Source organism: Saccharopolyspora shandongensis, assembly GCF_900106995.1.
Taxonomy (GTDB): domain Bacteria; phylum Actinomycetota; class Actinomycetes; order Mycobacteriales; family Pseudonocardiaceae; genus Saccharopolyspora; species Saccharopolyspora shandongensis.
In genome coordinates this window covers 297,144-315,690 of record NZ_FNOK01000004.1, presented here as the reverse complement: position 1 = coordinate 315,690, position 18,547 = coordinate 297,144, and the positions used below count along the sequence as shown (strand labels likewise).

Sequence of the window (18,547 nt, the reverse complement as noted above, 5' to 3'; positions counted from 1 at the left end):
CAAGTGGCCGAGATCGTGCTGGACAAGGTGACCAAGCGCTACCCGGACGGGGCGCTGGCGGTCAGCGAGGTGAACCTGGAGATCGCGGACGGCGAGTTCGTGATCCTGGTCGGCCCCTCCGGCTGCGGGAAGTCCACCACGCTGAACATGATCGCGGGGCTGGAGGACATCAGCGGCGGCGAACTGCGCATCGGCGGGGAGCGGATGAACGAGCGCGCGCCCAAGGACCGCGACATCGCCATGGTGTTCCAGTCCTACGCGCTGTACCCGCACATGACGGTGTTCGAGAACATGGCGTTCCCGCTGCGGCTGGCCAAGGTGGATTCGGCGACGGTGCGGCAGAAGGTCGAGGAGGCCGCCAAGATCCTCGACCTCGCCAAGCACCTGGACCGCAAGCCCGCGAACCTCTCCGGCGGGCAGCGGCAGAGAGTGGCGATGGGGCGGGCGATCGTGCGCAGTCCCAAGGCGTTCCTGATGGACGAGCCACTGTCCAATTTGGACGCGAAGCTGCGGGTGCAGATGCGGACCTCGGTGTCGAAGCTGCAGAAGCGGCTGAGCACCACGACGGTCTACGTCACGCACGACCAGACCGAGGCGATGACCCTCGGCGACCGGGTCGTGGTCCTGCGCGGCGGCGTGGTGCAGCAGGTCGGCGCGCCGCAACACCTCTACGAGCACCCGGCGAACCTGTTCGTCGCGGGCTTCATCGGCTCGCCCGCGATGAACTTCGCGCCGGTCGAGGTGGCCGACGGCGTGCTGCGCGGCCCGCTGGGCGACATCCCGCTGAGCGACCGGATCCGCACCGCGCTGGAGTCCGCGGACGCACCGCGCGAACTGGTGCTGGGCATCCGCCCGGAGCACTTCGAGGACGCGGCGCTGCTCGACGAGACGGCCCGCGCGGCGGGCGGGACGTTCACCGGCGAGGTGGACGTGGTGGAGGAGATGGGCTCGGACAAGTACGTGTACTTCACCCTCCACGGTGGGCGGGCGAGCACGGCGGAGCTGGACGAGCTGGCGGCCGACAGCGGCAGCGCCGAGGTGCCCACGGACGAGGGCCAGGTGGTGACCCGCCTCTCGGTCGAATCGGCGGCGCGGGAGAGCCAGCCCCTGACGGTCTGGTTCGACCCGGACAAGATCCACCTCTTCGACCCGGCCACGGGCCGGACCCTCACCTGACCGAGATCCGATCGAGGTTCGGGGCACCCGTGACCGAGCAACCTGGCCACGGGTGCCCCGCCACCTGACAGGGCGGGTTCTTCCGCGATTTCAACGGAAATCGCGGCGAACGCCGGTGGGCCTCAGGGGCGGCCGAGCGCCTGGGTCCAGTAGTGGTGGTAGCGGCTGTGCTCGGTCGCCGCGTGGCCGACACCGAGGTCGGTGAAGGCGCAGTCGAGGATGTTGTCCCGGTGCGAGGCCGCGTCCATCCACTGGCGGAAGGTCTCGTCGGCGGTCTCGCCGCCGGCCGCGATGTTCTCGCCGACGTAACCGCTCGGGAACCCCTCGGAACGGGTGCGGTCCACCGGGTCGCGGCCGTCGCTCCCGGTGTGGTCGAAGAAGTCGCGGTGCGCCATGTCCGCGCTGTGCCCGGCGGCCGCCCGGGTCAGGTCGCCGTTCAGGCGCACCGCCGGGCATCCGGCCCGGGCCCGTTCGGCGTTGGTGAGAGCGAGTATTCGTTGCTCCGGTGGCGTCCGCTGGGCCGCCTGCAGCGGCGGCCCAGCGCAGAGAAGGAGGAGCGGGACGGCGGCCCCGCACGACAGAATCCGTTCGACCAGCGACATCTGCGATCACTCCCCGCATCGCGACGAAGGTGGGAGTGTTGTAACCGCGGGGCGACGGCATCGCCCGATCAGGTCGCCGGATCCGGCTACCGGCCGGGCGTGCCGGATTCAATCCATAGTGGACTGCTGAATGCGGAGCGTCAGGACTGGTTCGCGATGATCACGAACAGGGTGACGATCCACCCCATGATCAGGGCGACCAGGAGGGTGAGCTTGTTGGCGGCCAAGCGAGTCATGGCGGTGCCTCCCAACGTGAAGAAAACGAAGATCTGACGGAGATTCGTTTTTCACGATGCGGCCCGCGGTGGTCCCGGCAGGCGTCAGCGCGCGACGGCGCGCGGCGCGGCGGGAACCGCGTCCCACATCGCGCCGGGTTTTCGCTGCACCCAAACGGTGTGCCGGAACAACTTCTCGGCGATCTCCCGACGCGTCACGGGATTTCGCCGGGGGGCCGGGCCGGTGAGGAGCCGATGCCGGACCAGCCCCTGGTGCTGCAGAAGACGGTGCATGACAACCTCCTCACGCGCTCGCGCCGACCGATGAGAACGGAAACGGGCGGTGGACAACGACAAGCGGAACGGCGGCCGATCGACGACGACCGGACGCGAAGTGACCCCGCAAGGCATATCGCCGGCGGCGCGGAATTCGTTACGAAGTGCGATCACAGCCACTTGTTCCGCCGGAAGATCTTGAAGAGCACCATGCAGGCGCCGAGCATCACCAAGAGGGCCAGGGGATACCCGAACGTCCAATCCGTCTCGGGCATGTGGGTGAAGTTCATGCCGTAGATCCCGGCGATCATGGTCGGCGTCGAGACGATCGCGACCCACGCCGAGATCTTGCGCATGTCGGTGTTCTGCTGGAGCGTGATCTTGGCCAGCGTCGCGTCCACCAGGGTGGTCAGCAGCTCGTCGAAGGCCCCCACCATTTCGGACACCCTCGCCAGGTGGTCCTCGACGTTGCGGAAGTAGGACCGCACCTCGTCGGCGACCATCGGCGTGTAGCCCTCGGCGAGCCGCTGCATCGGCTTGGTCAGCGGCTGCACCGCGCGGCGCAGCTCCATGACTTCGCGCTTCATCAGGTAGATGTGCTCGGCGTCGATCTTGGTGCCCGGCTCGAAGACCTCGGCCTCGATCTCGTCGATGTCGTCCTGGATGGCCTCGGTGACTTCCAGGTACGTGTCCACCACGTGGTCGGCGACGCCGTGCAGCACCGCCGACGGGCCCAGCGCGAGCTGCTCCGGGTCGGCCTCCAGCTGGCTGCGCACCTCGGCCAGCCCCGCGTGCTTGCCGTGCCGCACCGTGATGACGAAGTCGCGGCCCAGGAACACCATCAGCTCGCCGGTGTCGACGATCTCGCTGGTCGCCGACCGCGTCTCGGTGTCGGTGTAGCGGACCGTCTTCAGCACCATGAACAGCGTGTTGTCGTAGCGCTCCAGCTTCGGGCGCTGGTGCGCGTGCACGGCGTCCTCGACGGCCAGCTCGTGCAGGCCGAAGGTTTCGGCGATGCCGTTGATCTGTTCTTCGGTGGGTTCGTGCAGCCCGATCCAGACGAAGCCGGAACCGCGCCGCCGCACCTCCTCGATGGCGTCGGAGTGGTTCCACGAACCTTCGACGCGGCGCCCGTCGTCGTAGATCGCGCAGTCGACGACGTACGCGGAGACGGGGGCGGCACTGCGGATGAGCGGTTGGGGCGCGCGGTTGTTCCGGTTGCGCAGGCCGAGCGACGGCAGGTTGGGCACGGCGACCTCCAAGGTCCGGGCGCAGCCCCCCGGCGGACGGGGATCCGGGTGGAAGCTGCGTGGGTGGCGTGCTTCGCGGGCTCAGCCCGCTGCTCGCGCATCCCTGCCGGCCCTGACGGGCGAGCGCCTAGCGGCTGGCCCTTCCGGCGGGGATGCTGTTGGTACTGCACGGAAGCGCGCTATCGGCACTGCTGTCCACGATCCCTCACCTCCCGAAGGTCATCCACCGACGCGGTGGTCCTTAGTCAGCCAACCCGACACGATACTCCGTCCGAGTGGACCGATGGCAACCGCTCGCATTCGAGGTCGCATCCCGCCGGAACCGCAATGCATGGAACGGGTGAAATGGGCGTATTGGGTGAATCGCATCCGGACCTGTGTTCGACCCGAACCGCGTCTCTCGGCGGATCGTGACGGGGCCGCGCCGGCGTTCCCCGGTCGTATTTCGGCCATCACTCGTTGCGGGGTAAACTATTCCAGGACCGCAGGATCTCGGCCAGACCTTCGGTCAGCGCTCCGTCGCGGTCCAGTGTGGCGAAAGTCGCACTGTCCGCCCAAATTGCGTCGGCGGCGTCGTCACCAGCGGAAAGATCCTGTTCAGTACTCCAACAGGAGTAATCCAGGATCTCGTAGGTGCCGCGCGCCGCGGGCCGGAAGATCCGGCCGACGAGCTCACCGACGGTGACGAAGAGTCCGGTTTCTTCGCGAACTTCGCGCTGTACCGCCGAATGGTCGGTCTCGCCGGGCTCGACTCGGCCACCCGGTAGGGACCACTTCCCCTTTCCGGGTTCATGTGCACGTTTGACCAGTAGCAACCGGCCGTCCGGGTGGTGAATTATCGCGCCGACGCAGCGGATCACAGGATTCTCCGATACGATCATCGCCACGGAGGGTAGTTGATCCGGGGCTGCCCGGAAACGACTGACCCAAGTGCGGTACAAAGCTGCCGTAAAGCGGCGGAGTGCGGTACAACGGATCAGCAGGCGCCTGCGCTACTCAAGGGCATTTCGGACGGGGTGCGTCACAGTGAACATGAAGAAAATCCTCACGTGGGCCGGAGTTGCTTTCCTCCTGTTCTTCCTGTTTTCCGCGCCAGTGGAAGCCAGCGGTGTCATCAACGGCATCCTGGGCAGTCTCCGGGGAGCAGCCGAGGCCGTCATCACCTTCATGCAGAACCTCTTCCAGTAAAGCGCGAGCCGCGGGAGGCGGGTGCCGTGTTCGCTCCAAGGGACCCCGACGAATACCTGCTGGACAGTGAACGCCGAGTGATCCGCGTGCGGCGTCACTGGGCGGTCCTGGTGTGGGACCTCTTCGAGGCGGCCGGCCTGCTGGTGGGTCTGGTGATGGTGTCCTACCTGGTGCCCGAGGGCAGCGGTGGGCTGGTCCAGAACATCCTCTGGTACGTGGGGTTGATCATCCTGATCCGCTTCGCGTACCAGGTCCTGGACTGGTACGTGGAACGCGTCGTCGTGACCGACAAGCGGTTCCTGATCACAACCGGCATCTTCACCACCAACGTGGCGATGATGCCGATCACCAAGGTCACCGACCTGACGTTCGCTCGCACGCTGATGGGCCGCGTCTTCGGGTACGGCACTCTCGTGGTCGAGTCGGCCGGTCAGATCCAGGCCCTCAACCGCATCGACTACGTGCCGAACCCGACCGAGGTCGAGGACGCGATCTCGGCGCTCGTCTTCGGTGACAAGAAGGGCCAGCAGCAGGACCGCTTCTCCATGCTCAAGGCGCGACGCGCCGCGGTGGGCAAGCGGAAGGCCGCGAAGCTCTGACCGTTGCGGTCGGCCCGGCGCGGCAGCGCCCGGGTCGGCCGGACGGGTGTTGGTTCGGCCCGAGGTCGGACCATCGGTCACACTGGTGGGTGTGCGAATCGACATGCACACGCATTCCACCGAGTCCGACGGGACCGATACACCGGCAGAGCTGGTGGCGACGGCGCTCGCTGCCGGCCTGGACGCGATCGCGATCACCGATCACGACACCACCGCGGGGTGGGCGGCGGCCGAGCGGGCCGTGCGCGATCTCGCGGAGCCCGGCCGGTTCCGGCTGGTGCCGGGCGCCGAGCTGTCGTGCTCGTGTCCGGGCGAAGACGGTCGGAACATCACCGTGCACCTGCTGGCGTACCTGTTCGACCCGAACTCCACCGCGCTCGTGCGGGAGCAGTCACGGCTGCGCGCGGAGCGCCGTGAGCGGCTCTACCAGATGGCGCAGCACATGGCCGCCGACGGTTTCCCGGTCGATCCGGACGGACTCATGGCCGGCCTGCCACCCGACTCGCCGGGAGGTCGCCCGCACCTGGCTCGCGCGCTCGTCAACGCCGGGACGGTCGCGAGCGTCGACGAGGCCTTCGCCAAGTACCTCGGCGGCCGCGGCAGCTACTACCTCCCGCGCACCGACACGCCCGTGCACCGCGCGATCGAGATGATCGCCGAGGCCGGCGGGGCGACGGTGCTGGCGCACCCCTTCGCGACCGCGCGGGGCCCGATCGTGACCGCCGACGTCGTCGCCGAGCTCGCCGGCCGCGGGCTCGCCGGGATCGAGATCGACCATCCCGACCACGACGCCGAGACCCGGACGAGGCTGCGCGGGCTGGCCGCCGAGCTGGATCTGATCCCCACCGGCAGCAGCGATTACCACGGCACCAACAAGACGATCCGGATCGGCCAGGAGACGACCCCGCCCGACTCGTTGGATCGGCTGGAGGAGCGGTGCAGCGGCAGCAAGGTCATCGGCTGATCGGGGCGGATCGGTCGGGTAGCGGGAAAACTGCGTACTGTGGGGGCGTGCAGGGGCAGCTCGGTCTAGAAGGAATTCCCAGCAAGCTGGTGCGGGTCACGCCGGCCAGACTCGCGACCTGGGCGAAGTGCCCCCGGAAGTACCGCATGACGTACCTGGACCGGCCGACGCCGTCGCGCTCCGGTGCTTGGGCGAACGCCACGCTGGGCGCCGTCGTGCACAACGCTCTGCGCGCGTACTTCGAGCTGCGAGGGGATCAGCGCACCCCGGAACGCGCCACCGCGTTGGTGCGCGAGTACTGGAAGTCCGACGGTTTCGCGAGCCCGGAGCAGGCGGGCGACTACCGGCGCCGGGCGCAGGAGTGGGTCGGCTCGTACGTCGAGCAGCTGGCGCCCGACGTCGTGCCGCTCGCGGTCGAGCGCTGGGTTTCCGCGCCGATGGGCTCGATCATCGCCGAGGGCCGGGTGGACCGGATCGACGACCGGCACGGCGAACTCGTCGTCGTCGACTACAAGACCGGACGGCACGGACTGCGCGTCGACGATGCGCGGCAGTCGCTGGCTCTCGGGCTGTACGCGTTGGCAGCGCGCAAGAACCTGCGTCGGCCGTGCCGGCGGGTCGAGCTGCACCACTTGCCGACCGGGACGGTCGCGGGCTGGGATCACACTGCGGAATCGCTCGCCGAGCTGCAGGATCGCGCCGAGCAGCTCGCCGGGGAACTCCAGGCCGCGACGGACGCGTTCGAGCTCGGTGCCGATCCGCAGGCGATGTTCCCGGTGCGAACCGGGCCGCACTGCTCGTGGTGCGACTTCCGGGCGCATTGCGAGGAGGGCCGGCAGGCGGCGCCGAGCCTGCCCCCGTGGGCTTTGCTGGGGGATTGATGAGCATGCGACCTGAGGACGGGCCGATGCGCACACCCGCTTCGCAACGACCGCGGCCGCCCCGCACGCGGCGCCTGCCGGAATCCAGCGAGCCGCCGCCGCAGCGGCCGCGCGGGCGGCACTCGTTGAGCCGACCGCAGCCGCCCAGCCGGGCCGGTTCCGCGCTCCGCGGCCTCAGTGGCGCGTTGGCGGCGGGCTTCCTGCTGCTCGCGCTCGTGCTGGTGGTGGTGCAGTTCTGGGCGACGAACCAGGGGCAGGAAGGCCCCGGGCTGGCCGCGGTGATCGCTCAACTGGTGGCGTCGCTGATCGCCCTGGTGCTGCAGGCGATCGCGGACCGGCGCAACGACGCGCGCGGCGGCTTGGCGGCCTGCGGCGTCCTCGTGGTCGTGTTCGGCTCGCTGTGGTTCTGGTGGTGGGCCTGACCGGAGTCCGTGTTCTCGTTGGGGGACAAGGACTTTTCGCGCCGCCGGGTCAGTGCAGGGCGACGAGCGTGTCGCCGCGCTGCTCCAGGAGCACCGGGCCCACCGCGTTGAGCTGGACCGGGCCGGTGTAGCCGGCGCGGTCCACCGGGATCACCCGCTCGCGGTTGCCGGTCGGCGCGTCCAGGACCGCCAGGCCCTCCCGCACCGGTACCAGCTGTTTTCCGCCGAATCCGACGCCCGGGCCGAGCGTGTCCGGCAAAGTCCACAGTGGAGTGAGGGTCTCCGGGTCCAGTGCGACCGTGTCGGTGCCGGTGTGCCAGTAGATCCGGTGGCCCTTCGAGGTCGACTCGACCTGCACGTTCGCCCGGAGGTCGGGAGTGCCGACGCGCACCGGGAAGGTGGTCTCCACCGCGCCGTTGTTGTTGTAGACCTCGACCTGGGAGCGGTCTCGGAGGACCACCGCGACGTACTTGTCGTTGACCGCGATGACTCCCGCCGACAGGCTGCCGAGGACGACGCTGAAGATCTCCTCCGGCTTCTCGTCGTCCTCGGGATGGGCCTTCAGGACCGTGATCCGGCCCTGTTCGCGGGGGCACGTCTCGACGGCCCCGACCCGCTCGTCCCCCACCGCGATGGAGGAGTAGGTGCAGTCCGGGCGCTTCATGTTGTTGTCCGGGTTCTTCACCGCGGGCGGCATGCCGAACTGCTGGGTGCGCACCAGGTCCGAGCGCCAGGACTCGAAGGAGCGCTGCCCGGTGGCCGTCACGTAGGTGCCGTCGGCGAGCAGCTGGGTGCCGAACTCGGCGTCTGCATTGCGCTGCGGCCCGCGCACCCCGGTGGCCCCGCGGAGCGAGGTGACCTCGCTGCAGTTCTCGGACTTGCGGTAGACCGCGATCGCGCGGTTCCACTCCGCGCCGACCGTGCACAGTGGAATGTCGCGGGCGTAGCGCCAGGCGACCTGGCCGGTGAGCGGGTCGTGGCCGCTCACCTCGTTGCCCGATCCGGTGACCACCGCGGGCCCGGCGACGACCGGCACCGGAGTGGCCGGGCTGGTCGCGCGCCACGCCTCGGAGAGCGTCTCCGGCACGGCGGTGGCCGCGGGAAGTTCCGGCATGGGCTGGGCGGCGGGCTCGGAGACGGTGGCGCGCGCATCGCTGTTGAAAAAGAGCGCGACGCTCCCGGCGAGCACGGCCACGACGATCAGCACCACCACGGCGAGGTCGGTTCTCGTGCGCCGCTCCGGCCGAACCACAGTCACTCCTCGATCGCCTGGCTGTTCCTGGGCCGAGCTTAGAGCCTGTTGCCGGACTCGCCGTGCGTGGCGGTGCGGGTGGCGCCCCCTGCGGGAGTTGCGGACGCCGCCCGGAGTTCGACCCGCGAGCCTCCCGGCTCACGGGTCTCGCCTGCTGCTACGCGGCGCCGCCTTCGGCGTTGCCGCTGCGCGCCGTGCCACCGGCTTCGCCGGCCGGCTCGCCCGCGCGACGCCTGCGGCGCCGACGGCGCGGCCGCTCGCCTGCGTCGGCTTCGCCTCCGGTGGCGGGCGCCTCCGGCTGCTGCACCGCGGCTTCGGCGCCGCTGCGGGTGCGCCGGCGCTGCCGGCGTCGGGCGGGCCGGGTCTCGGCGTCGCTGTCCTGGCGGGCACCGGTCTCGGCTTCGCCCTGGTGCTGGTCCGAGCCGCCGCGGGTGCGCCGCCGGTTGCGGCGCGGCCGCTTCGCCTCGCCCTGCGTTTCGGGCTCGGCGTCGAGCCCGGCGCGGGTGCGCTTGGACAGCGGCAGTCGACCGGTGACGTCCGTCGGGATGTCGAGGTCGGTGAACAGGTGCGGCGAGGTCGAATAGGTCTCGACCGGCTCGGGCTTGTCGAGGCCGAGCGTGTCGCTGATCATCTTCCAGCGGGGCTCTTCGTCCCAGTCGACGAGGGTGATCGCGACGCCTTCGCGACCGGCCCGGCCGGTGCGGCCGATGCGGTGCACGTAGGTCTTCTCGTCGTCCGGGCACTGCAGGTTGATCACGTGGGTCACGCCGGCGACGTCGATGCCGCGGGCCGCGACGTCGGTGGCCACCAGGATGTCGACCTTGCCGGAGCGGAACGCGCGCAGCGCCTTCTCGCGTGCGCCCTGCCCGAGGTCGCCGTGCACCGCGCCGGCCGCGAAGCCGCGCTCGGTGAGCTCGTCGGCGAGCTTCTGCGCGGTCCGCTTGGTCCGGCTGAAGATCATCGCCAGGCCGCGGTCGGTGGCCTGCAGGGCCTTGGCGATCAGCTCGCTCTTGTCCATGGAGTGCGCCCGGTAGATGAACTGCCGGGTGCGCTCGTGCACCGCGCTCTCGTCGGCCTGCTCGGCCCGGATGTGCGTGGGCTGCGTCAGGAAGGTGCGGGCCAGGGTCAGGATCGGGCCCGGCATGGTGGCGGAGAACAGCATGGTCTGCCGCTGCTCGGGGACCATGCGCAGGATGCGCTCGATGTCCGGGAGGAACCCGAGGTCGAGCATCTCGTCGGCCTCGTCGAGCACCAGCCCGCGGACCTTGCCGAGCACCAGGTGGCGCTGCTCGGCCAGGTCGAGCAGGCGGCCCGGGGTGCCGATGACCACGTCGACGCCCTTGCGGAGCGCGGAGATCTGCTCCTCGTAGGGGCGGCCGCCGTAGACGGCGACGGTGCGCACGCCCAGGTGCTTGCCCGCGTCGGTGAGGTCGCGGGTGACCTGCAGGCACAGCTCGCGGGTCGGCACCACGACGAGCGCCTGCGGGGTGCCGTCGCCGGGCAGCTGCAGGCGGTGCAGCAGCGGGACGCCGAAGCCGAGGGTCTTGCCGGTGCCGGTGCGGGCTTGACCGATCAGGTCTTCGCCCTGCATCGCCAGCGGCAGGGTCAGTTCCTGGATGGCGAAGGTGCGCTCGATGCCGGCTTCGTGCAGCGCGCGGACGATGTCCGGGTGCACGTCGAGCTCGGCGAAGGTCGGAGCGTCCGGGTTGCCGGTGCTGCCGGCCGTCAGGGGCGGCGCGTCCGCGGCTTCGGGGGCACCGGATTCGAGGTGCTCGAGCTGCGTGCCGTCCGCGGTGTCGGGGCTGCCGCCCCCATTGCGATCTTCGAGGCCGTCGGGGGCCTGGCTGTTGGTGAACGTCAGAATGATCGCCTCTCTCGGTACCTGCGCGCATGCGTCCCGGTTCGGGCCGATCCGTGGCGACGTCCTCCCGGCACGGCGGCTCGCTGCTCGCGGCCGCTCTTCGTGCTCGTGGTCACCGACGTGATGGTGCGCGCCCTTGTTCGCTCAGCGGCTGAGCCGCTGTTGGTTCGTTCTTCTCGGCGTCGCGTGCGCCAAGGCCGACGAGCGATTTCGCTCGGGCCGCGTACACGCAGACATGGTCCCGGGGGCCGTCCCGCTCGGACGGACTCGCCCAGACCGTGACGTTCGGGGAGCCAGCACCGCGGTCTTCACGACCGGGCCGCCGACTGTGCCGCCGACTGTGCCGTCGGACGCCGATGCTCCTCCGAGGTCCGAGGATACCTGTTGGTCGGCCATTCTCACCGTGGCGCGTATAACTCGGGCGTGCCGCCGGTTAGGCTCGCAGCCATGAACGAGGCTGACCAGCGCGGTGAAAGTGACGAGCGTTACTCCGAGGGGGTCGTGGATCTGCTCGCGGCGCTGGCCTTCGGAGAGCTGTCGGCCTTCGATCGCCTCGCCGAGGACGCGCGCACCGCACCCACGCTGACCGGCCGCGCCGCGCTGGCCAGCATGGCGGCCGCGGAGATCGGCCACTACCGGCAGCTGGAGGAGCACCTGGCGGGCCGCGGGGTGGCGGTCGACGAGGTCATGCAGCCGTTCGTGGCGCCGTTCGAGGCGTTCAACGAGTCCACCGCGCCGCATTCGTGGCTGGAATCACTGGTCAAGGCCTACGTCGGCGACGGGTTGGCGGCCGATTTCTACCGCGAGGTCGCGGAGTGGCTGGACCCCGCCACGCGGGAGCTGGTGCTGACCGTGCTCGCCGACACCGGCCACTCGGCGTTCGCCGAACGCGAAGTGCAGGCGGCCTGCGAGGACGACCGCAAGCTGCGGGACAAGCTGACGCTGTGGGGGCGGCGGCTGCTGGGCGAGGCGATGACGCAGGCGCAGCGGGTGGTCGCCGAGCGCGACGCGCTGGCGGAGCTGATCATCAAGGGCTCCGGCGACCTCACCGGCATCGCGGCGATGTTCCGGCGGCTGCAGAACAACCACACCAAGCGGATGGCCCGCCTCGGCCTGGGCTGACATCCCAGTTTCCAGGCTCGTTTTGCGTGGGGGTGCGGGTAGCGGCCCCCGCGGGAGTTACTGCGGCCTTCTCGCTGTGGGATCCCCGGCATCATGAATGACCAATTCACCACGTCGGGGCTGTCCTCGCGAGAAGACCCCTGAGAACCCGCAGCGGTGCGGCTTGCGTAGGTGGGCTAAGCGGCTGCGCCGCTTCAAAGACAAAGACCAGGTTCTAGGGCAGGTGCTAAAACTGCCCACCTCGTTCAGAGGCAGCCGCGCGAGGATTCGCCGATCATGGCGGGACCTGGGATAGCCTTGCCACATCCCAATGGATTCGAGTGCTCAACGGAGGTTCGGCGTGGAGGTCAAGATCGGCGTCGTGGACAGCCCGCGCGAGCTGACGGTCGTCAGCGGACAGTCCCCGGAAGAGGTCGAGTCGCTGGTCGCCGACGCGCTGAAGAACGCAGACGGCGTGCTGGCGCTGACCGATGAGAAGGGGCGGCGGATCATCATCCCGTCGACCAAGGTCGCCTACGTGGAGATCGGCCCGGCGACGCTGCCGCGCGTCGGCTTCGGCGTCAGCTGACCTGGTTTTCCGCGCGAGGGGCACCCCGGCCGAACCCGGCCGAGGTGCCCCTCGCGCTTTGATTCAGTCCAGTTCGGCGGGGATCTCGAAGGGCGGGCGGCCGGTGCCGGTGATCCGGTAGCGGCCCCAGGGGTCCTGGTCGGAGAGGGTGCCCGTCGCCTCGCCCGCCGGTGTGCGCAACACCACATCCTTCTTGCGGTGGTCGGCGAACTCGTCCACGTCCTGGTGCGCGGACAGGCGCCCGTACCAGTGGAAGCGGCCGTCGATGGGCTGGAAGTGCCCGCGCAGGACCACCTCGACCGCCAGCTCCCGCTCGTCGGCCAGGAGCGTGGCCGGGCCGCGGTAGTCGTCCTCGTCGTGCTCGTGGTCAGCCACGGTCCACGTCCTCCTCGTCCTCGGGCGTCTCGTGTTCGCCGGGCACCAGGCGCAGGTCGTTGCCGAGGTCCAGCGGTTCGTCGGGGTCGATCACCAGGCCGGCCGAGCGCAGCACGCCGTCGATGGCGAACCAGATGATCTGCGCCAGGTAGTCGGTGAGGTCGCTGCGGCTCATCGACTGCCGCTCCAGCCACCAGTCGCCGCTGGCCTGCACCATGCCCACCAGGCCGTGGCTCCAGGGCTCGACGCCGCCGGAGTCCAGGCCCAGGACCCGCAGGTATTCGCCGAGGATGCGGGACAGCGAGTTCGCGATCACCGTCTTCTCCGCCGACACCGGGTCGGAGCGCACCGGCCGGTCCGCGAAGGTGCGCTGCACGACGAACCGGTACAGCTCCGGGTACTGCTCGATGGTGCCGAGGTAGGCGTCGAGGAGGCGGCGGATGCGCTGGTTGGGCGTGCCGCCCTCGTGGAACAGCGGCCGCAGCCGCTGCATCAGCAGCTCGGTGCCCCATTCGCCGACCGCGACGTAGAGGTCGCTCTTGTCGCTGAAGTGCCGGTAGAGCACCGGCTTGCTGACACCGGCCTCGGCGGCGATCTCGTCCATCCCGACCTCGGCGCCGTGCTTGCTGATGGCGCGCACCGCGGCCTCGACGAACTCGGCGCGGCGGGCCTGGCGATGTTCGCGCCAGCGTTCCCGGCGCGCGTCGCCGCGTGCCTTCTCGGATGCGACCGCCTTGACAGGGCGAGAGATGTGACTCACGCTACCCAAGGTAACTGTTACTGGAAGTAACACGCAATCTCGATGCCGGGAGGGTGATCGCCGGATGAGCAGGGCCCTGCAGGTCAACGACCGCGAGAAGACGGCCGCACGGCTGCTGAATTCGTCCGCCCGGAACAGCTACGACCCCGAGGTCGACGTCGACTGGGACGCGCCGCTGGCCGAAGGCAAGCCCTACATCCCGTTCAAGCGCAGCTCGCTCTACGGCACGCACCTCTGGGACCGGCTCAGCGAGGAACAGCGCATCGAGCTGACCAAGCACGAGTTCGCCAGCATCGCCTCGAACGGCCTGTGGTTCGAGGTGCTGCTCATGCAGATGCTGCTCAAGGAGTTCTACAACTCCGACCCGCGCACCAACCACGCCCAGTACGCGCTCACCGAGGTCGCCGACGAATGCCGGCACTCCACCATGTTCGCCAAGGCCGTCGACCGCATCGGCGCGCCCGCCTACGGGCCGCTGCCGCTGCTGCACCGCGGCGGCCGGATCCTGCCCGCCGTGCTGCGCGGCCCCTCCGCCTACGCGTCGATCCTGGTGGCCGAGGAGATCCTGGACCGCTTCCAGCGCGACCAGATGTACGACGAGGACGTCCAGCCGCTGGTGCGCATGGTCAACCGCATCCACGTGCTCGAAGAGGCCCGGCACGTCACCTTCGCCCGCGAAGAGGTGGTCCGCCGGATGGCCGAGTGCAACGCCGCCGAGCGCGCCTACCACCAGTACTGGACCGCGCTCGTGTCGTACTGCGTCTGCCTCAGCCTCATCAACCCGCACGTCTACAAGGCGGTCGGGATCCGGCCGCGCGACGGCTACCAGGCGGCGTGGGCCAACTCCAACTTCCTGGACACCCTGCACTGGGGTGGCGAGAAGATCATGGCGTTCCTGGACGAGGCCGGACTGGTCGGCAAGCCGGGCATGCGCTGGTGGAAGAAGGCACAGCTGATCCGATGAGGGGCGAAACCTTGCGCACGATGACCGCCGAAGAGTTCACGACCAGCGACGGAACCCGGTTGCGGGTGGTCGACGAAGGCCCCGCCGACGCGCCGATCACCGTCGTCCTGGTGCACGGGTGGACCCTGACCAAGCACTCCTGGGACCGGGTGGCGGACGGCCTGCCGAAGGCGGCCGGGACGCCGCTGCGGACCCTGCGGTTCGACCTGCGGGGGCACGGCGAGAGCGACCCGGCGCAGCCGGGGAGCGCGAGCATCCGGCAGTGCGCGGACGACCTGGCGGAGCTGATCGCGGAGCGAGCCCCGAAGGGGCCGGTCGTGCTCGCCGGGCACTCGATGGGCGGCATGACGATCATGGCCTTCGCGGAGCAGCACCCGGAGCTGTTCGCGCGGCGGATCGCGGCGGTGGCGCTGGTGGCGACCTCGGCGGGCGGCCTGGTGACGCCGACCCTCGGCCTGCCCAGGCCGGTCGCGGCCGTCGCCAACCGGGGCGAGCAGGCGTTCCGCAAGCGGCTCGCGGCCTCGCGCGGGAAGCGGCTGGTCCCGCAGTCGTCCTGGCTGCGGCCGGGGATGCGCTGGCTGCTGTTCGGCCGGAGTCCCGAGGCCACCGACGTGGCCGCCACCGCGGACTGGGTCGCGGCCTGCCACCCGGCGAACATGGCCGCCTACCGGCAGGCCCTGGCCGACCACGAGCGGCACGGCGCGCTCGCGGCGTTGCGGTCGATCCCGACAGTCGTGCTGTCCGGGCTGTCCGACCGCCTGACGCCGCACTCGCACGCTCGGCGCATCGCGGACGCCCTGCCGGACGCCAAACTGCTGATCTACGCCGGTGCCGGGCACATGCTGCCGCTGGAAAGGGCCGACGAGGTGACCGCCCGCATCGCGGAACTCGTCACCCGCGCGCTCCGCTGACCTGGTCCTTCCGCGATTTCCGTGGAAGTCGGGACCTGCCGCGATCGCGGGTGGACGATCAGGGGTTCTGGAGGGGGAAGCCCGCGAGGCCCTTCCAGGCCAGGGTGGACATCAGGCTCACCGCTTCGTCGCGGGAGATCGTCTCCCGGGCGTCCAGCCAGTAGCGCGCCGTCACCTGGCTCAGGCCGACCAGGCCCACCGCCAGCAGCCGCGCGCGCTCCGCGTCCAGCCCGGCGTCCGCCGTCACCGCCTCGGTGATCGCGTCGATGCACCCGGACAGGGCGCCCTCCACGGCCTTCTCCACGGCCGGCTCGCCGCGCAGGTCCGACTCGAAGACCAGCCGGAACGCCTGCCCCTCGCCGGCCACGAACTCGTACAGCGCGCCGATCGCGGCCCGCACCCGCTGCTTGTTGTCCGACGTGGACGCGATGGCCTCGCGGACCCGGCGCACCAGCTCGTTGCCGTGCGTCTCCAGCAGCGCCAGGTAGAGCTCCAGCTTGCCCGGAAAGTGCTGGTAGAGGACCGGCTTGCTGACTCCCGCGCGCTCCGCGATGTCGTCCATCGCCGCCGCGTGGTAGCCGTTGTGCACGAAAACGTGCTGAGCCGCTTCGAGCAGCTGTGCCCGGCGTGCGTCGCGGGGCAACCGGACACCTCGGCTCGGCTGCGCGGTCTCGGTCATCCTCGCCTCCACCCGATTCCTTCCACTCGCGCTCGGCGGCCCTCCGGCCCCCAGTGGGGCATGACTCTACTCGCCGGTAGAGGCAGGTAGCGAAATCCGGGCTCAGGCGGGCAGCCATGCTGTGGGTGTGACCACGACTACGTCCGCCACTCCGCCGCACCGCCGATCCAGGCTGGGCCGATCAGACCTGACGTGGGTACCGCTGGTGGCCGATGGCGTCCCGCCGATCGACCTCGCGGCGAAGCCGCCGCCGGGCCGGCACACCGAACTGACCACCCGCTGGGGCCCGCTGCGGCTGCACCTGCGGGAGACGCCGGGGCCGTCGCCGCTGGCGCCGACGGCGGTGCACCTGCACGGGCTGGCCGGTTCGTCGACGAACTGGACCGATCTGGCCGGATTGCTCGCCGGGCGGATGCGCAGCATCGCGCTGGACCTGCCCGGTTTCGGGCGCTCCGAGCCGCCGCCGGGGTATGCCTTCACCCGCCAGGCGAACGCGGACGTGGTGATCCGGTTCCTGGAGCAGCTCGACGCCGGGCCGGTGCACCTGTCCGGGAACTCCTTCGGCGCCGCGGTGGCCATCGAGGTGGCGGCGCTGCGGCCGGACCTGGTCGAGTCGCTGGTGTTGATCTCGCCGGCCATGCCCGACCTGCGACTGGATCCGCGGCGGCTGTCCGATCCGCGGATCGCGGTGGCGATGGTGCCGGTCCTCGGCAACCGCACGCGTCGCGAGCTGGCGATGGTGCCGCCGGCCGCCCGGACCGAGCAGCTGATGCGGCTGTGCTTCGCCGAGCCGGACGCGGTGCCGCCGCACCGGCTCGCCGAGGCGGTCGCGGAGTTCGAGGAGCGCAGCCGGCTGCCGTGGTCCGGCCCGGCGCTGGGCCGGACCACCGTGGAGCTGCTGCGCTCCTGGCTCGTCTCGCCCGCGCGCTCGCTGTGGCGACGGCTGCCCGAGATCGATGCTCCGTCGCTGGTCGTGTGGGGTAGCGCCGACCGGGTCGTGACCGTTCGCAAGGCGCCGCGCACCGCGAACCTGCTGCCGCGCGGCCGGCTCCTCGTGCTGCCACGAACGGGCCACGTTGCCCAGATGGAGCGGCCACGGGTGGTCGCCCGCGCGTTCCTCGGGTTGGTGCAGGCCGGCTCCCGGTGGTGACCGGTTCGCGTTGCTCCGAGTGGCCCCAGGTATTGCGGTCATTCGGAGTGGCCGGTGTTTGCCTGAGGTGCCGTAGGGCCTGTGGCACGCTTAGAGGGTGAATCGTCCGCCGCAGCGATCTCGTGCCTCCGCGTCCGACCGCCGACCGGCGAGGCGGGCGAGCGCTCGCACAGGCTCCGAGGACCGTCGCCGCGGCGAGCCGCTGGCCGCCTCTTGGAATCCCGTCTCCGAGCCGTCGCCGGAGCCCGAGCACGCCGACGACGCGGACGAGCGTGACGATGACGTGCGGCCCCGGCGGCGTCGCCGGGGAGTCCACGCGCGCTACGGCTGGCGGATCTACGCGCTGCCGCTGCTGATCGCGGTCAGCGCACTCGTCGTGTTCCAGACCGTCCGGCCCTCCGGGGACGGCTCGGCCACCGAGCTGCTCGACCCGATCGCCCCGGACTCGCCCGCCGAGCCGATCGTCACCGAGGCGCCACCGGGGCAGACCTTCAACCCCGCGCTGTTCTCCGCCGACCTGCCGCCCGTCGGTGGAAAGATCCCGGAGACCGGCGCGCGCACCTTCCAGGTGCTGCCCGGGACGTCCGAGGTGATCGGTTCGGGCCAGCTCTACCGGTACACCGTCGAGATCGAGGTCGGCGTCCAGATCGGCAACCCGAACGTCGAGTTCGGCAACCTGGTGCAGGCCACGCTGTCCGATCCGCGCAGCTGGACCAACCCGCAGGGCGGCGGGATCTCGCTGCAGCGCGTGGACGCCGGCGGTCCGCGGCCGGACTTCCGGGTCATCCTGGTCAGCCAGCAGACCGCGCGCGAGGCCTGCGACTACAGCAACGGCGTGCCCTACGACAGCTCGTGCCGCAAGGGCGACATGGTCTACCTCAACGGCGCCCGCTGGGTGCGCGGCGCGGTGTCGTTCGAGGGCGACATCGGCAACTACCAGCGCTACGCGATCAACCACGAGGTCGGGCACGTCTTCGGCAACAAGCACGTCGGCTGCCCGGTGCAGGGCGGGCTGGCGCCGGTGATGATGCAGCAGTCGTTCAGCGTGTCCAACAACGAGCTGCACGAGCTGAACAAGATCGCCGACCAGGGCACCGACATCCCGGCCGACGGCTTCGTCTGCAAGTACAACGCCTGGCCGTTCCCGACGGCCGGAAGCTGACCCGATCTTCGCGGGCCCGTTCGTCCCGGATCGTGGGAGTAGTTTGGGTTGCGGAAGCCCATCGGGGAGTCTTGCGTTGCAGATTCCGTGAGGCCCTGTTCGGGTGCCCTTCGGGGACGCTTGAGGTGCCGCTGCCAAGCTCCGAGAGCAGCAGGCACCGACCATTGAGG

At 70.4% G+C, this 18,547-nt stretch carries 21 protein-coding genes; 12 read left to right on the top strand and 9 right to left on the bottom strand.

Annotation, left to right across the window (positions count from 1 at the left end):
- The first annotated feature begins 3 nt into the window (after positions 1-3).
- Positions 4-1,176 (top strand): ABC transporter ATP-binding protein, encoded by a 1,173-nt coding sequence (locus tag BLW84_RS06430; protein ID WP_093262335.1) that lies wholly within the window; start codon positions 4-6, stop codon positions 1,174-1,176.
- Between the two features lie 122 nt (positions 1,177-1,298).
- Here BLW84_RS06430 and BLW84_RS06425 read toward each other — a convergent pair whose 3' ends face one another.
- The 4 genes from BLW84_RS06425 to BLW84_RS06410 form a co-directional block, all read right to left on the bottom strand.
- Positions 1,299-1,778, bottom strand: a complete 480-nt coding sequence (locus BLW84_RS06425) for a CAP domain-containing protein (RefSeq protein WP_093262333.1) — start codon at positions 1,776-1,778, stop codon at positions 1,299-1,301.
- 320 nt (positions 1,779-2,098) lie between these two features.
- Entirely contained in the window at positions 2,099-2,287 is a 189-nt protein-coding gene (locus tag BLW84_RS06420; protein WP_093262331.1) for a hypothetical protein, read from the bottom strand.
- A gap of 152 nt (positions 2,288-2,439) precedes the next feature.
- A complete protein-coding gene (corA, locus tag BLW84_RS06415) occupies positions 2,440-3,519 on the bottom strand; it encodes a magnesium/cobalt transporter CorA (protein ID WP_093262445.1) in 1,080 nt (359 codons plus the stop codon).
- A 452-nt stretch (positions 3,520-3,971) separates the two neighbouring features.
- Positions 3,972-4,400 carry an NUDIX domain-containing protein gene (locus BLW84_RS06410; RefSeq protein WP_177226322.1) on the bottom strand — a complete coding sequence of 143 codons (429 nt, stop codon included), beginning with the start codon at positions 4,398-4,400 and terminating at the stop codon, positions 3,972-3,974.
- Between the two features lie 145 nt (positions 4,401-4,545).
- Between BLW84_RS06410 and BLW84_RS47270 the strand changes: the two genes are divergently transcribed.
- The 5 genes from BLW84_RS47270 to BLW84_RS06390 all read left to right on the top strand — a co-directional run bounded on the left by BLW84_RS47270 (position 4,546) and on the right by BLW84_RS06390 (position 7,573).
- Positions 4,546-4,707, top strand: a complete 162-nt coding sequence (locus tag BLW84_RS47270) for a hypothetical protein (RefSeq protein ID WP_165968041.1) — start codon at positions 4,546-4,548, stop codon at positions 4,705-4,707.
- Positions 4,708-4,733: 26 nt separating this feature from the next.
- Positions 4,734-5,306, top strand: a complete 573-nt coding sequence (locus BLW84_RS06405) for a PH domain-containing protein (RefSeq protein ID WP_093262327.1) — start codon at positions 4,734-4,736, stop codon at positions 5,304-5,306.
- Positions 5,307-5,388: 82 nt separating this feature from the next.
- On the top strand, positions 5,389-6,270 hold the full coding sequence (locus BLW84_RS06400) for a PHP domain-containing protein (protein ID WP_093262443.1): 882 nt from the start codon (positions 5,389-5,391) through the stop codon (positions 6,268-6,270).
- 47 nt (positions 6,271-6,317) lie between these two features.
- Positions 6,318-7,151 carry a RecB family exonuclease gene (locus BLW84_RS06395; RefSeq protein ID WP_177226314.1) on the top strand — a complete coding sequence of 278 codons (834 nt, stop codon included), beginning with the start codon at positions 6,318-6,320 and terminating at the stop codon, positions 7,149-7,151.
- A gap of 26 nt (positions 7,152-7,177) precedes the next feature.
- Positions 7,178-7,573 (top strand): hypothetical protein, encoded by a 396-nt coding sequence (locus BLW84_RS06390; RefSeq protein ID WP_093262323.1) that lies wholly within the window; start codon positions 7,178-7,180, stop codon positions 7,571-7,573.
- Between the two features lie 49 nt (positions 7,574-7,622).
- Here the strand turns inward: BLW84_RS06390 and BLW84_RS06385 are convergent, their stop codons facing one another.
- Together BLW84_RS06385 and BLW84_RS06380 are read right to left on the bottom strand one after the other, a co-directional pair.
- Positions 7,623-8,825: an Rv3212 family protein gene (locus BLW84_RS06385; protein ID WP_093262321.1), complete on the bottom strand. Its 1,203-nt coding sequence runs from the start codon at positions 8,823-8,825 to the stop codon at positions 7,623-7,625.
- Positions 8,826-8,982: 157 nt separating this feature from the next.
- Entirely contained in the window at positions 8,983-10,554 is a 1,572-nt protein-coding gene (locus tag BLW84_RS06380) for a DEAD/DEAH box helicase (RefSeq protein ID WP_245760985.1), read from the bottom strand.
- Positions 10,555-11,133: 579 nt separating this feature from the next.
- On the opposite strand from BLW84_RS06380, the gene BLW84_RS06375 reads away from it, so the two are divergent.
- A complete protein-coding gene (locus BLW84_RS06375) occupies positions 11,134-11,808 on the top strand; it encodes a ferritin-like fold-containing protein (RefSeq protein WP_093262317.1) in 675 nt (224 codons plus the stop codon).
- 340 nt (positions 11,809-12,148) lie between these two features.
- On the top strand, positions 12,149-12,376 hold the full coding sequence (locus tag BLW84_RS06370; protein WP_093262315.1) for a DUF3107 domain-containing protein: 228 nt from the start codon (positions 12,149-12,151) through the stop codon (positions 12,374-12,376).
- 63 nt (positions 12,377-12,439) lie between these two features.
- Here BLW84_RS06370 and BLW84_RS06365 read toward each other — a convergent pair whose 3' ends face one another.
- A complete protein-coding gene (locus BLW84_RS06365) occupies positions 12,440-12,751 on the bottom strand; it encodes a DUF4873 domain-containing protein (RefSeq protein WP_093262313.1) in 312 nt (103 codons plus the stop codon).
- Entirely contained in the window at positions 12,744-13,511 is a 768-nt protein-coding gene (locus BLW84_RS06360) for a TetR/AcrR family transcriptional regulator (RefSeq protein WP_093262441.1), read from the bottom strand. Before BLW84_RS06360 ends, BLW84_RS06365 begins: the two co-directional genes overlap by 8 nt.
- Positions 13,512-13,575: 64 nt before the next feature.
- On the opposite strand from BLW84_RS06360, the gene BLW84_RS06355 reads away from it, so the two are divergent.
- Both BLW84_RS06355 and BLW84_RS06350 read left to right on the top strand, forming a co-directional pair.
- Positions 13,576-14,475, top strand: a complete 900-nt coding sequence (locus BLW84_RS06355) for an AurF N-oxygenase family protein (protein ID WP_093262311.1) — start codon at positions 13,576-13,578, stop codon at positions 14,473-14,475.
- 20 nt (positions 14,476-14,495) lie between these two features.
- Positions 14,496-15,386: an alpha/beta hydrolase gene (locus tag BLW84_RS06350; protein ID WP_093262439.1), complete on the top strand. Its 891-nt coding sequence runs from the start codon at positions 14,496-14,498 to the stop codon at positions 15,384-15,386.
- Positions 15,387-15,444: 58 nt separating this feature from the next.
- On the opposite strand, the gene BLW84_RS06345 is transcribed toward BLW84_RS06350, so the two are convergent.
- The gene (locus tag BLW84_RS06345) at positions 15,445-16,065 is read right to left on the bottom strand and encodes a TetR/AcrR family transcriptional regulator (protein WP_093262309.1); all 621 of its coding nucleotides are present in this window, start codon (positions 16,063-16,065) and stop codon (positions 15,445-15,447) included.
- 127 nt (positions 16,066-16,192) lie between these two features.
- Between BLW84_RS06345 and BLW84_RS06340 the strand changes: the two genes are divergently transcribed.
- Both BLW84_RS06340 and BLW84_RS06335 read left to right on the top strand, forming a co-directional pair.
- Complete coding sequence (locus BLW84_RS06340) at positions 16,193-17,215, top strand: alpha/beta fold hydrolase (protein ID WP_245760966.1); 1,023 nt, start codon at positions 16,193-16,195, stop codon at positions 17,213-17,215.
- A 97-nt stretch (positions 17,216-17,312) separates the two neighbouring features.
- Positions 17,313-18,377 carry a DUF3152 domain-containing protein gene (locus BLW84_RS06335; protein ID WP_093262307.1) on the top strand — a complete coding sequence of 355 codons (1,065 nt, stop codon included), beginning with the start codon at positions 17,313-17,315 and terminating at the stop codon, positions 18,375-18,377.
- Positions 18,378-18,547: the final 170 nt, after the last annotated feature.